Source organism: Kushneria sinocarnis (genome assembly GCF_003633775.1).
Classification (GTDB): domain Bacteria; phylum Pseudomonadota; class Gammaproteobacteria; order Pseudomonadales; family Halomonadaceae; genus Kushneria; species Kushneria sinocarnis.
Genome location: NZ_RBIN01000005.1, coordinates 298214 through 311530, shown reverse-complemented (window position 1 = coordinate 311530; position 13317 = coordinate 298214). Strand labels below are relative to the sequence as shown.

The following is a 13317-nucleotide window of genomic DNA, read 5'->3' as shown; positions in this document are numbered from 1 at the left end:
CCTTGCGCCTGTCGTTATGTAATGAGAATTATTCTCTTTGAAGGGCCGGCATGATCATGCGCAATGCTCAGGTTTTTTTGCCGGGTGCTCAGTTGCGTCGCACCAGCCTGCCGGGCGGAATGCCGTAGTGACGACGAAAGGCGGTGGCAAAGTTGCCGGCGTGGCGATAGCCGCAGAAGTGGGCGGCCTGCTGCACGCTCAGGCCCCGGGCGAGATGATCGCGGCCGAGGGCGAGCTGGAAGTGACGCAGCTCATCGAAGACGCTGCGACCGAAGGTGGCGCGGTACTTGCGACGCAGGCTGGCCGGACTCATCGCGGCGAGCTGCGCCAGGTGCTCCAGCCGGTACTCGCGGGCCGGATCGCTGCGCAGGGTCTCGCGTACCCGTTCCAGCCGCTGCCGCTCGCCCGGCGTCGGGGCGGTGGTCGCCTGCCGATCGGCACCGGCCAGACCGTGGGCGAGCAGCTGCAGGCTCAGCCCCTGCAGCTGCAGCCGCTGTGCCGTTCCCGCCAGCGGCGCGGCAATCGCCTCTTCGAGGGCACTCTGCAGGGTGCCGGGCAGATGCCAGGCGTGCATGCAGGAGCCGTGAGCGTCGGCGGTTTCGCCGGTGAACTCCGCCAGCCGGGTCTCGTCGAGGCTCAGGGTCAGGGCGCGAATGCGCTGGCCGGCGGCCTGGACCGCGGCCAGCCCGTCCTGCTGATCCAGCCGGACGCTGAGCGCCATGCCGGGGCGCAGGGTGAGGCGCTGCTCCGCCAGACCGACTTCGGCTTCACCCGCCAGCATGACGATGATCGACAGCGGCGTGGGCGCCCGGGAGCAGGAGTCGTAGCGCTTGAGCACCTCGATATCGGAGGTCACCAGCTGCATGCCGGGGGCGGGGGCCAGTTCCTGCACCCGGCCGCGCAGCACGGTTGCGGTCGGTGCGGCGGCGTCCGAGCGGGGGAAGTGATAGTCGATCCCGTAGCGCTGCCCCAGCGCCTTCAGCTCACGGGAGGTATGGGCCCGCACGGGCGGCGGATCGGGTATAGCGGATGAATTCATGCGACGGCGGCTCCGGCGCTCGGGTGGTAATGAGACTCAATCAGGTTCAGGTATCGCATGTCGGGCGGCGCTCGGCAAGGGGCACAGGCGAACGCGCACACTCCTGCCCCGGCGCCGGCCGCGGCCGGTCAGGGAGCAGGCGGCTCGCGCATCAGCTCGCGCAGGGTGGACATCAGCGCCCCGGTGCCCGGCGAGAGGCGCTGATGGCGCAGGCTGACCAGGCCGTAGGGCTGAATGCCGAGACGCTGCGGGTAGGGCAGGATATGAAAGCGTGCCGGATCGAACAGCCGTTCGGTGACATCGCGGGTGGCGACGGTGATGAACTCCGAGTTGTCGACCAGCGCCAGCGACACCATCGGATCCGGCGTATCCACCACCCAGCAGGGCAGCTCGAGCTGCTCCCGGTGCATCAGCTCCTCGACCCGCTGGCGCATCAGGCTGCCGCGCGGCTGCAGGGCCCACGGCCACTGGCTGAGAGTCGCCAGATCCGGCGCGGTTGACCGGGCCAGCGGATGGCGAACGCTGCAGACGAAGCAGATTTCTTCCTCGCCGATCTCCTCGAACACGAAGTGCTCGCCGGAAAAGCCGGCCGGAATGCGCGAGAGCACGAAGTCGTACCGGCCATCGAGCAGGCCCTGGACCAGCTGCCGGCTCACCTCGACGTTGATGCTGACATGCAGCCCCGGCCGCTCGCTGTGCAGCCTCTCGACGGCGCGGGTCAGTAGCGGCACGGCCGCCGCCATCACCGTGCCCACGCGCACCAGCCCGGTATGGCCGCTCTGCAGGGCGTTGAACTCCTCACCGGCCTGGCCGAGCTCGTCCAGCACCGAGCGCGCCCGTCGTACCATCAGCTCGCCATACCAGTTGGGGGTCAGCCCGCGGCTGTGCCGTTCGAACAGCGGCGTCCCCAGCCGGCTCTCCAGTTCGCCCAGCAGCTTCGAGGCCGCCGGCTGACTGATCTCCAGCTGGGCAGCGGCGCGGTGCAGGTTGCGCTGTTCATCAAGCGCCACGAACAGCTCGAGGTGGCGTAACTTTAGTCGAACGCGGGAAAACCAGTCCTTCGGCAGAGTGCCCATGAGATGCGATCCGGGTGGTCCATGATAACCAAAAGGTTATCAGATGGTAGCGGTATCAGCATTGGATGGTTATTTCCGCTCGGCGCTATCGTGCCTTCGATCACGTACCGAGCAACATGTTCGGCAGCGCCCGCTGCAGACGCCGGCATGCCGCCGGCCCCGGCGGTGGGCGCTGCCGTCTTGCCCTGCCATCGCTTCCGATGACCCGAAAGGAGACCTGCCATGCCCTATAGCGCTGAAGAATGGCCGATTGCGGCCGCCCTGCTGCAGTTTTCCGCCACCGATTCCCGGGGTCGGCATGTCAACGATGCCGATGCTGCCCACTGGCATGGCGTCTTCACCGAAGTCCGCGAGGCCGGCTTTCGCGATGTCGATCTCACCGATGGCTGGGTGAAGCCCGGTGACCTGTCGGCAGCGCGGCTGGATGAGTTCAAGCGCACCGCCCATGACGCCGGCCTCGGCATGCCCTCGCTGTCGGCAATCCGGCGCAGCGTGATCGATACCGAGCACGGCGAGGACAACCTGGCCTACAGCCACCGTACGCTGGAAGCCGCCGCCGAGCTGGGCTGCGAGGTGGTGTCCGTCGGCCTGCACCAGGCACTGACGCCCGAGCAGCAGAAGCAGCTGTGGTTCTGGACCGTCGAGGGCCACAAGGACCCGACCGGCGATCGCGATACCTGGAATCTGGCGGTGAAGCGGCTGCAGGAGCTGGGCCGGCGCGCCGAGGAGCTGGGCCTGCTGATGTCGCTGGAGATGTACGAGGACACCTATCTGGGTACCGCCGATTCCGCCGTGGCACTGGTCGAGGACATCGGCCTGCCGAACGTCGGCCTCAATCCCGATATCGGCAACCTGATCCGCCTGCATCGCCCGATCGAGCCCTGGCAGCAGATGCTGGAAAAGACCCTGCCGTACGCCAACTACTGGCACGTCAAGAACTACAGCCGTGACGAGGACGTGGCGCGCGATCAGTACATCGCCATGCCGGCACCGCTGGAGTTCGGTCTGATCAGCTATCGCAAGGCGTTCGAAATCGCGCTGGCCCACGGCTTCCAGGGCGTCATCTGCACCGAACACTACGGCGGTGACGGTCTGAGCGTTTCGAACACCAACCAGCGTTACCTGCGCGAACAGGTGCTGCCGCGCAGCACCGACTACGAGCTCGGTCAGAGCCGGGTCCGCCAGGGCGGCAAGCGCTGAGTCGGCGGTTTCAACACTTTTTCGCTTTCAACACCATGGAGATCACTTCATGACACGCAAGGTAGCTATCGTCGGTTCCGGCTACATGGGTGGCGGCATTGCTCAGGTGATGGCGCTGGCCGGTGCCGAGGTGCGCATCAGCGACGTTTCGTTCGAGGTCACCGAGAAGAACCGCCAGCGGCTGATCGAAGAGGCCCGCCAGTACGTCGCCGATGAGCTGTTTCCGGCCGATGCGGTCGAGCGCATCGAGCGCAATGTCACCGCGGCCGAATCCATCGAGGCGGCGGTCGAGGGCACCGACTTCATCGAGGAAGCGGTTCCCGAAAAGCTCGACATCAAGCACGAGACCCTGCGCCGGATCTGCTCGGCCGCACCGACGGATGCCATCATCGGCTCGAACACGTCCACCATCTCGATCGCCTCGCTCGCCGAGGCCGTGACCGAGCCGGGCCGCTTTCTGGGCGTGCACTTCTCCAACCCGTCGCCCTTCGTGCCGGGGGTGGAGATCATCCCGCACGCCGGGACCCGCTCCGACGTGGTGGATGCCGCCTGTGCCATCGTGCACGAGACCGGCAAGGAGACCGCCACCGTCAGTGACGTGACCGGTTTCGTGCTCAACCGCCTGCAGTATGCGCTGTTCCACGAGGCGACCCAGCTGCTCGAGGAAGGGGTGGCCAGCGCCGAGGACATCGATACCCTGGTGCGCACCACCTTCGGCTTCCGCCTGCCGTTCTTCGGCCCCTTCGCGATCGCCGACATGGCCGGGCTGGATGTCTACAACTTCTGCTATCAGTCGCTGCAGAAGGACTTCCCCGAGCGCTTTGCCACACCACAGGTGCTCAGTGACCTGATCGATCAGGGCAAGCTGGGCACCAAGAGCGGTGGTGGCTTCACCGATGTGCCGGCCGAGCGTATCCCGGAGCTGATTGCCTATCGCAACCGGGCCTACGTGAAGCTGCAGAAGCTGCTCGAGGAGCTCGGCCCGCCGCCGCTCTCCTGAAGCCCCGATCCGGGACCGGCACTGCGGCGCCGGCCCCGGCCGAGGCCTGTCCGCCTGCGCCCTCACCGGCGGCTGCGTGGAGGGTGCGTTTTTCGCCAGGGCGAGGCGTGTCATTCATCAGGCGCCTTCGTGGCCATCGCCCGGGCGGTGGTCAAAAGGCGCCTGGCCGATTTCATTACTGGTAGAGCCACCGTGGCTGCGGTGGCGGCCCTCCATGGAGGCTGATTATGCAAGGGGCTCAGGACGCAGCCGCTTCCGGAATGTCGACGCTCGGCCTGCTGGCCGTCGCGGCCGTTGCCATCGCGGTACTGCTGCTGTTGATCATCCGGATCCGGCTGCATCCCTTTTTCTCGCTGGTCATCGTCAGTATTGCCACGGCGCTGGCCACCGGTATCGGCGTCTCCGACCTGATGCCGACCCTGCTGTCGGGCTTCGGCGATACGCTGGGCAATGTCGCGCTGCTGATCGGCTTCGGGGCCGTGCTCGGCCGCATCGTGGCGGTCTCCGGTGGTGCCCGGGTGCTGGCCGATACGCTGATCCGCCTGTTCGGCCGTGAGCGGGCGCCGCTGGGGCTGTCGATTGCCTGCCTGCTGTTCGGCTTTCCGATCTTTCTCGATGCCGCCTTCGTGGTGATGCTGCCGATCATCTACTCGATTGCCCGCGAGCTGAAGGGCTCGCTGCTGCTCTACGGGCTGCCTGCTGCCGGTGCCTTTCTGGTGATGCATGCGCTGATGCCGCCCCATCCCGGCCCGGTGGCGGCGGCCGTGTTCCTGCATGCCGATGTGGGTCAGGTGCTGCTGGTGGCACTGCTGGCCGCCATTCCGACCTGGTATGTCATGGGCTATCGGCTCTCGGTGGCCCGCGCCGGGCGCATGCCGTTCCAGCCGGTGCCCGACATGATGGGCGACAGCCAGGCCGACGAGACCAGCGAGCTGCCGCCCTTCGGGGTGGTGATGCTGGTGCTGCTGATGCCGCTGGCGCTGATCTTCATGAACACCGGCATCTCGACGCTGATCTCCAGCGGCACCCTGCCCGAGGGCAATACCCTGCTGAACACGCTGCTGCTGATCGGCGAAACCCCGATTGCGCTGCTGATCAGCACCTGTGTGGCGATGTGGCTGCTGGTGCTGCGACGCCAGCGCGAGGAGGCCATGGATGCCATCAACGATATCGTCGAACAGGCGGTGGCACCGGTCTGCAGCATCATCCTGATCACCGGGGCCGGCGGCATGTTCGGTGGCGTGCTCAAGGCCAGCGGCATCGGCGAGGCGCTGGCCGGCAGCCTGCAGTCGCTGGGCATGCCGCTGATCGTGGCCGGCTACGTGATTGCCGCGGTCATCCGCGTGGCCCAGGGCTCGGCCACGGTGGCCGGCACCACGGCGGCCAGCATCATGGCACCGGCGGTACTGGCTGCGCCCGAGCTGGCCGGCTTCCCGGCGGCCTGCATCACGGTGGCGATCGTGGCCGGCGCCATCGGCTACTCGCACGTCAACGACTCCGGCTTCTGGCTGGTGGGGCGTTTTCTGGGGGTCAGTACCCAGACCATGCTCAAGACCTGGACGGTGGTCTCGACCGGCATTTCGCTGATGGCCTTCGGGCTGGTCTGGGGGCTCTTCCTGCTGATCACCTGACCCGCCACGCCGAGCCCGGCGACGCTGCTGCTCCGGCCGTGCGGTACCGAACTCCCGGTACTGCCGGCCGGAGCATTTTCGTTGCGGTCAGCCAGGGGCCGGCGCGGGTCACACCGCACGACGGCGGCGACCGGGACTTCGACCATGGTCGATTTTCGACCTTTCAATCGCCGCCAGCTGGCAGAGTTCTACTATGCTGGAGAGCTGTCGGCGATGTTGTATGACAACTGACCGCTGCCGCGACCCCGGTGATGGCCGCGCATGGTGACGGCCGCTGCCGGGAGCGAGCATCACGGAGAAGTGCATGAGACTGATCCAGTACCAGAGCGTTCACGGCCCGAAGGCGGCACTGGTGGAAAGCGCAGCGCAGGTCCGCCCGATCGAACTTGCGGGCGGCACCCTGGCGCTGGCCCGTCAGGCGATTGCAACCGGCCAGTCGCTGGCGAGCGTGATCGAGGGGCTGCTCGGCGACGAGACGCTTGACTACGACACCCTGGTGGCAGCCGGTGAACTGCTGCCGCCGATCACTCATCCCGATCCGGCCCACTGCCTGGTGAGCGGCACCGGTCTGACCCATCCGGGCAGCGTCGATACCCGTGCGGCGATGCACGGCGGCGCGGCGGCCGATGAGGCGAATCTCACCGATTCGATGCGCATGTTCCGGATGGGCATCGAGGGCGGCAAGCCGGAGCCGGGTGCCGTCGGCGTGCAACCGGAGTGGTTCTACAAGGGCGATAGCCGCTGCGTCATCGCGCCCGAGCAGCCCATTCCGGTGCCGAGCTTCGCCCGGGATGCCGGCGAGGAGCCCGAGCTGGTCGGCGTCTATCTCAATGATGACCGGGGCCGACCCTGGCGGATCGGCTACGCCATCGGCAACGAGTGCTCCGATCACGTGACCGAGCGCCACAACCAGCTCTGGCTGGCGCACTCCAAGCTGCGCCACTGCAGTTTCGGTCCCGAGCTCTTCATCGGCGAGCTGCCTGCCAGTCTCACCGGTACCAGCCGGATCGTGCGTGACGGCCGCACCCTGTGGGAGCGGCCGTTCGCGACCGGCGAGGCCAACATGTCGCACAGCCTCGCCAATCTCGAGTACCACCATTTCAAGTACGTGCTGTTCCGCCGCCCCGGTGACCTCAACCTGCATTTCTTCGGCACGGCGACGCTGAGCTTTGCCGAGGGCATCGAGACCCGGGATGGCGATCGTTTCGAAATCGAACTGCCGGCTCTGGGGCGAATGCTGCGCAATCCGCTGGCCTTCGTCCGGGAGCCGCCCTTGCTCCACATACACTCACTGAGTGCCCGTCATGGCAGTGATGCGCATGAGCGGGCGCCACAGGCAGGAGGCGTCATGGCACTGGAAGGTACCCAACTCATCGGTCAGCAGGCCGTTCGTGGCAGCCAGGCATCCATTGCGGCGGTCAACCCCGCCACCGGCGAGCAGCTCAAGCCGGACTGGCCGGGCGGCACCCGGGAGGATGTCGATCGGGCCTGTCGGCTGGCCTGGGAGGCATTCGACCGCTATCGCGAAACCGGGCTCGAGGAGCGTGCCCGCTTCCTGGAGAGCTGTGCCGATGAGATCGAGGCCCTCGGTGATGAACTGATCGAGCGCGCCGTGGCCGAGTCCGGACTGGCCGAGGGCCGCATTACCGGCGAGCGCGGGCGCACCTGCAACCAGCTGCGCATGTTTGCGCGGGTGGTGCGCGCCGGCGAGTGGCTCGATGTCCGGGTCGACCCGGCGCTGCCCGAGCGTTCGCCGATGCCGCGGCTCGACCATCGTCAGCGCCACATTGCGCTGGGCCCGGTGGCGGTCTTCGGCGCCAGCAACTTCCCGCTCGCCTTCTCGGTGGCCGGCGGGGATACCGCATCGGCGCTGGCCGCCGGCTGTCCGGTGGTGGTCAAGGCACATCCGGCCCATCCCGGCACCTGTGAGCTGGTCGGCCGGGCCCTGCAGCGTGCCGTCGGCAAGTGCGGCCTGCCCGAGGGCGTCTTCTCGCTGCTGTATGACTCGGGCTTCGAAGTCGGTCAGGCGCTGGTCGCCGATCCGCGCATCAAGGCCGCCGGCTTCACCGGCTCGCGCAAGGGCGGTCATGCGCTGTGGCAGATTGCCCAGCAGCGCGACGAGCCGATTCCGTTCTACGCCGAGATGAGCAGCATCAACCCGGTGTTTGCCCTGCCGCAGGCGCTGGAAACGCAGGGCGAGGAGCTGGGCCGGGCGTTCGTCAACTCGCTCAATCTCGGTGCCGGCCAGTTCTGTACCAATCCCGGTCTGCTGATCGCCGAGCAGGGCGCGGCACTGGATCGCTTCGTGGAGAGCGCCGGTGAGGCGCTGAAGGCGACCACCGCCCAGGCCATGCTGACTCCGGGCATTCATGAGGCCTACGGGCAGAGCCAGTCCCGGCTGGCCGGACATGCCGGGGTGCGCGAGATTGCGCGTGGCCCGCAGGGCGGCGGGCCGCACACCTGCCAGCCGGCGCTCTTTCTGACCACGGCGCAGGAGCTGCTGGCCGATCAGAGCCTGCAGGAGGAGGTGTTCGGCGCGACCTCGCTGATCATCGAGTGCCGCGACACCTCCGAAATGGTGCAGGTCGCCGAGAAGCTGGAGGGGCAGCTGACCGCTAGCCTGCAGATGGAGGACGCCGACCTTGATCAGGCGCGCCGGCTGCTGTCGATCCTCGAGCGCAAGGCGGGTCGCATTCTTGCCAACGGCTGGCCGACCGGGGTCGAGGTCTGCGATGCCATGGTGCATGGCGGTCCCTATCCCAGCACTTCGGACAGCCGTACCACCTCGGTAGGCACCGCGGCGATCCATCGCTTCCTGCGCCCGGTCTGCTATCAGAACCTGCCGGATGCGCTGCGTCCGGAGGCGACGCGCGAAGCCAACCCGCTGGGGCTCAACCGGCTGGTCGACGGCCGGCGCGAGGGCTGACGTCCCGCGCCGGGGTGATCCGAAAGAGGGTCACGGTAGCGCCCGCCCGGTACCCCCGGGCGGGCGTTTTTGCATGTCTGAAAGGCGTGACCCGGCCACCGAGGCAATCGGTGTTCAACTTTTGTCCTGGTACAGACTACCCTCGGAGGAAAGCATCACGACAGGGAACGTTGTGCAATGACGGAATGTGCAATGACGGAAAACGGTAGCGGTCTCGTACCGACGCGCGAAGCGGGCCAGGCCCCGCTGGCCGAGTATGCCGCCATCGGCGAGGGACGCACGGTGGCACTGATTGCACTGGATGGTGCCATCGACTGGTGGTGCGCGCCCGACATGGAAGCCCCGCCCCTGTTCGATCGCCTCATTGCTGCCGAGCACGGGGGCTTCTTTGCGCTGTCGCCGCGCGAGCCCTGCCGGGTCGAACGGCGCTACCGGGAGAACAGCAATGTGCTGGAGACGGTGTTCACCACCGCCGGTGGCAGTGCCCGGGTCACCGAATCGATCAACAGCAATACCGCCGGGCGTCTGCCCTGGTGCGAGCTGGCCCGCCGGGTGGAGGGGCTGGCAGGCAGCGTTGAATTCGACATCCGCTTCTGCCCGGGCACGCGCGCCGAAACGGTCAGCCCCTGGCTGCAGGCCAACCCGGTGGGCGATGTCTACAACATCGGCAAGCTGATGGCGATGTTTCGCTACTCCGGGGATGTCACGCTGCACGAGTGCGGGGATCGCGGAGTTACCGCGCAGCTCTGCACCACACCGGGGTCGCGCTCGCTGGTGGCGGTACTGGCCACCGAGAACGAGCCGCTGGCAGTGCCGCCGATCGAGCGCATCGATGGTCGCATCGATGTCAGCGACTTTGCCTGGCGAGACTGGGTCGACAAGCTGCATTTCGACGGCGAATACAACGCCTGGGTGATCCGTTCGGCGCTGGCGCTCAAGTTCCTGCTGCACTCGCCGAGCGGGGCGATTGCCGCGGCGGCGACCACCTCCCTGCCGGAGCGCATCGGCGGCGAGAAGAACTACGACTACCGCTATGCCTGGGTGCGCGACGCCTGTCTGGTGATCAAGGCCTTCGTGCAGGCCGGCGCGCCGGAGGAGTCCCAGGCGGCCTTCTCCTGGCTGACCGCGACCATTCGCCATCACGGCCCGGAAATGCGGGCCTGCTACCGGCTCAACGGCGATCTGGTGCCCGCCGAGCACTATCCGCCGCTGAGCGGCTACCGGGGCTCGCAGCCGGTACGCATCGGCAACGATGCCAAAGACCAGGTACAGCTGAGCATGTATGGTGACATGCTGGCGACCGCGACGCTCTTCATCGAGGCGGGCCATGTCATCGACGGTCAGACGGCACGCCTGCTCGGCGAGCTCGCCAATCAGTGCGCCGATCGCTGGCGCATTCGGGATGCCGGCATCTGGGAGCTGCCGGAGCAGCGCCACTATACGCACTCGAAGATGGCCTGCTGGCTGGCCCTGACCCATGCCGTGCGCCTGGCCGAGGCCGGTCATATCGAGCCGACCTGGCAGGAGCGCTGGCGCCGCGAGCGCGATCGCATCCGCGACTGGATCAACGAGCACTGCTGGTCCGAGGCCCGCCAGGCCTACACCTTCCACAGCGAGACCGAGGGGCTGGATGCCGCGATGTTCCTGACCCATCGCTTCGGTCGTGAGGAGAACCGCGAGCGGATGCTTTCCACCTACCGGGCGATTCGCGAGGAGCTCGGGCGGGGCGCGCTGTTGTACCGCTATTCGGGCGCCCAGGAGGAGGAAGGCGCCTTCGTGGCCTGCTCCTTCTGGCTGGTGGAGGCGCTGGCAGCCCTAGGCGAGCACGAAGAAGCCAATGCCGTGATGCGCCGGGCGCTGGAGGCGACCCAGGCCAATCTCGGTCTGATGACCGAGATGATCGACCCCGGTACCGGCGAGCATCTCGGCAATGTCCCCCAGGGACTCAGCCACCTGGCGCTCATCTGTGCGGCCAATGCACTGTCGGGTTGTCCGATCGAGGATGGTCAGCACTGAGGGGGCGGCATCATCGGCGTGTGGCGATGCAATGACGCTGATCGCCGCCGGCGCGGAGCTTCGCGCAGTGCCAGGGCCCGGCGCCTGTGGGAGCAATCGGCTGCCCTGTCATTCCACCGCCACGGTGCCGGGCGTATGATGGGCCTTCCCTCTCTCCCGGTCCGAGTCACGCCACCATGTCACCGGAACTCTTCTGGGCCTTTCTGGCCGCCACACTGCTGATCAGCATTACCCCCGGGGCAGGGGCGATCAATACCATGTCCAACGGGCTGCGCTACGGCCTGAAGCGGACGCTGCCGGCGATTCTCGGGCTGCAGGCCGGGCTGGGGATCCAGCTGCTGGTGGTGGGGGTGGGGCTGGGGACGCTGCTCGCCTCCTCGGAGCTGGCGTTCGCGCTGATCAAATGGGGCGGGGTGGTCTATCTGCTTCATCTGGGCGTGGCCAAGTGGCGCGAGCGGACGGTCTCGCCCGACGAGAGCGGGATGGCCGGAGCCGACGAACCGGCCTTGAGGCGCTTTGCCACCAGCGTGCTGGTCAATGTCACCAACCCCAAGGCAACCATCTTCCTGATCGCCCTGCTGCCCCAGTTTCTCGACCCGAACCTGCCACGGCCCCTGCAGTTTACCGTGATGGGCGTGATCATGATCGGTGTCGATATCCTGGTCATGTGCGGTTTCGCCGGGCTGGCCACCGTGATCGCCGGCTGGCTGCGCTCGCCGCGCCAGCAGAGGCTGCTCAACCGGCTGTTCGGTGGACTTTTCATTCTTGTCGCAGGGCTTTTGGCCAGCTATCGCACCTGAGCCGGGCGGTTACGGCCTTGATGCGATATACCGCGCCTCCGGCTTCGGCCGCGAGGCGTTGTGCCCCGGCGAGGGCCGGGGCACGGGGCAGGCAGGGCGGGTCGGCGCTCAGGAGCTCGCCTCGCGCTCGTGCCGGTGGTGGCGGGATGAGCGCTTCAGCCGGTGCCGCCAGGCAGCGAGAAGCGGTCCTGCCAGGCTCAGGAAGGTCAGAATGAAGAACGCCAGCGCAATGGGGCGGGTGAACATCAGCCACCAGTCGCCATTGAACATCGCCACGCTCTGGCCGAGCCGCTGCTCGACCATGACCCCCAGTACCAGACCGATCGCCAGCGAAACCACCGAGAAGCCGTAGCGCTGCATCAGAAAGCCGATCAGGCCGAAGGCCAGGGTCACGTAGATATCGAACACCGACTGGCGAATGGCGTAGGCGCCGATGATCGAAAACATGAACACCAGCGGCCACAGGATGGGGACCGGCACCTGGGTGATGCGGGCATAGAACCTGGCGCCGCCCAGACCCACGAGGATGAACAGGAAATTGGCGACCAGCAGCGCGGCAAAGAGTGCGCTGAGCAGATTGCCCTGCTCGTTGAAAAGCGTCGGCCCCGGCTGCACGCCCTGGGCGAGCAGACCGGCCAGAATGATGGCGGCGGTGGGGCTGCCGGGGATGCCGAGTGCCAGGGTCGGCACCAGCGAGCCCCCGACCGCCGAGTTGTTGGCCGCTTCCGAGGCGGCTACCCCCTCGATTTCGCCCTTGCCGAAGTTTTGCTTGTTGCTCGAATGGCGCCGCGCCTCGTTGTAGCTGATCATCGAGGCGATGGTGGCGCCCTCGGCCGGCAGCACGCCGACAAAGGTGCCGATGCCGGTGGAGCGCAGCACGGTATTGCGGATGCGCCGGAGGTCCGCCCACGACGGCAGGCGGGTGGCGCGCATGCCGATGACGTTACGCTTGAGCCCCAGCTCGGTGGACTGGCGCAGGAATTCGGCGATGCCGAACAGGCCGATCATCACCGGCACGAAGCCGATCCCGTCGTATAGGGCTCCGCTGCCGAAGGTATAGCGCTCGACGCCGGTCATCATGTGGACGCCCACGGTGGAGAGCAGCACGCCAAAGCAGCCGGCAATCAGGTTCTTGGCCGCCGAGCCGCCGCCGATGGTGGCGAGCATCGACAGGCCGAAGACTGCCAGCGCAAAGTACTCCGGCGGGCCGAACTGATAGGCGATCCCTGCCAGCAGCGGGGCGGCGAACAGCAGGAAGATGACGCTGATCACGCCGCCGAAGCAGGAGGAGAGGGTGGCCACGCCGATCGCCCGGCCGGCCTCGCCATTTCGGGCCAGCGGGTAGCCGTCCAGGCAGGTGGTGGCCGAAGCGGAGGTGCCCGGCGTGTTGATCAGGATGGCCGTGATGCAGCCGGCGAAGGTGGAAGAGCCGTAGATGGTGGCCAGCACCACGACTGCCGAGATGGGGTCCATGGTCAGCGTGAAGGGCAGCGCCAGCGCGGCGCCGGTGGTGCCGCTGAGTCCCGGTAGGACCCCGATCACGGTGCCGGCCAGGGTGGTGATCACGATCAGCAGCAGCAGGTCGGGATCGCTGAGTGCGGAGAGACCCGAAAGGAGAAGATCGCTCAT

9 protein-coding genes and 1 pseudogene are annotated in these 13317 nt (G+C 67.2%); 7 read left to right on the top strand and 3 right to left on the bottom strand.

The annotated features are described in order from the left end of the window. Positions 1-88 precede the first annotated feature (88 nt). Entirely contained in the window at positions 89-1039 is a 951-nt protein-coding gene (locus C7446_RS10065; RefSeq protein ID WP_121172975.1) for a helix-turn-helix transcriptional regulator, read from the bottom strand. 128 nt (positions 1040-1167) lie between these two features. Continuing rightward, positions 1168-2115, bottom strand: coding sequence for a LysR family transcriptional regulator (locus C7446_RS10060; RefSeq protein ID WP_121172974.1), 948 nt, complete (start codon positions 2113-2115; stop codon positions 1168-1170). 222 nt (positions 2116-2337) lie between these two features. On the opposite strand from C7446_RS10060, the gene C7446_RS10055 reads away from it, so the two are divergent. The 7 genes and pseudogenes from C7446_RS10055 to rhtB all read left to right on the top strand — a co-directional run bounded on the left by C7446_RS10055 (position 2338) and on the right by rhtB (position 11688). Further along, positions 2338-3315 carry a sugar phosphate isomerase/epimerase family protein gene (locus tag C7446_RS10055; protein WP_121172973.1) on the top strand — a complete coding sequence of 326 codons (978 nt, stop codon included), beginning with the start codon at positions 2338-2340 and terminating at the stop codon, positions 3313-3315. Positions 3316-3364: 49 nt separating this feature from the next. After that, positions 3365-4315, top strand: coding sequence for a 3-hydroxyacyl-CoA dehydrogenase family protein (locus C7446_RS10050; protein WP_121172972.1), 951 nt, complete (start codon positions 3365-3367; stop codon positions 4313-4315). Between the two features lie 227 nt (positions 4316-4542). Next, the gene (locus C7446_RS10045; protein WP_121172971.1) at positions 4543-5946 is read left to right on the top strand and encodes a GntP family permease; all 1404 of its coding nucleotides are present in this window, start codon (positions 4543-4545) and stop codon (positions 5944-5946) included. A 304-nt stretch (positions 5947-6250) separates the two neighbouring features. Further along, positions 6251-7204 (top strand): annotated as a pseudogene (araD1, locus tag C7446_RS16470) (AraD1 family protein); the annotation flags it as partial. Between the two features lie 90 nt (positions 7205-7294). Continuing rightward, the gene (locus C7446_RS10040; RefSeq protein WP_121173042.1) at positions 7295-8872 is read left to right on the top strand and encodes an aldehyde dehydrogenase (NADP(+)); all 1578 of its coding nucleotides are present in this window, start codon (positions 7295-7297) and stop codon (positions 8870-8872) included. A gap of 192 nt (positions 8873-9064) precedes the next feature. Next, complete coding sequence (locus C7446_RS10035; protein ID WP_121172970.1) at positions 9065-10888, top strand: glycoside hydrolase family 15 protein; 1824 nt, start codon at positions 9065-9067, stop codon at positions 10886-10888. 176 nt (positions 10889-11064) lie between these two features. Then, positions 11065-11688 (top strand): homoserine/homoserine lactone efflux protein, encoded by a 624-nt coding sequence (gene rhtB, locus C7446_RS10030; protein WP_121172969.1) that lies wholly within the window; start codon positions 11065-11067, stop codon positions 11686-11688. 108 nt (positions 11689-11796) lie between these two features. Here rhtB and C7446_RS10025 read toward each other — a convergent pair whose 3' ends face one another. Next, positions 11797-13317, bottom strand: coding sequence for a tripartite tricarboxylate transporter permease (locus tag C7446_RS10025; RefSeq protein ID WP_121172968.1), 1521 nt, complete (start codon positions 13315-13317; stop codon positions 11797-11799).

What these genes read in the sequence shown, in the direction of transcription:
- C7446_RS10050 (WP_121172972.1), top strand. Translation starts at nt 3,365, where the DNA reads ATGACACGCAAGGTAGCTATCGTCGGTTCCGGCTACATGGGTGGCGGC.
- C7446_RS10040 (WP_121173042.1), top strand. Translation starts at nt 7,295, where the DNA reads ATGGCACTGGAAGGTACCCAACTCATCGGTCAGCAGGCCGTTCGTGGC.
- C7446_RS10065 (WP_121172975.1), bottom strand. Translation starts at nt 1,039, where the DNA reads ATGAATTCATCCGCTATACCCGATCCGCCGCCCGTGCGGGCCCATACC.
- C7446_RS10035 (WP_121172970.1), top strand. Translation starts at nt 9,065, where the DNA reads ATGACGGAAAACGGTAGCGGTCTCGTACCGACGCGCGAAGCGGGCCAG.
- C7446_RS10025 (WP_121172968.1), bottom strand. Translation starts at nt 13,317, where the DNA reads ATGAGCGATCTTCTCCTTTCGGGTCTCTCCGCACTCAGCGATCCCGAC.
- C7446_RS10060 (WP_121172974.1), bottom strand. Translation starts at nt 2,115, where the DNA reads ATGGGCACTCTGCCGAAGGACTGGTTTTCCCGCGTTCGACTAAAGTTA.
- rhtB (WP_121172969.1), top strand. Translation starts at nt 11,065, where the DNA reads ATGTCACCGGAACTCTTCTGGGCCTTTCTGGCCGCCACACTGCTGATC.
- C7446_RS10055 (WP_121172973.1), top strand. Translation starts at nt 2,338, where the DNA reads ATGCCCTATAGCGCTGAAGAATGGCCGATTGCGGCCGCCCTGCTGCAG.
- C7446_RS10045 (WP_121172971.1), top strand. Translation starts at nt 4,543, where the DNA reads ATGCAAGGGGCTCAGGACGCAGCCGCTTCCGGAATGTCGACGCTCGGC.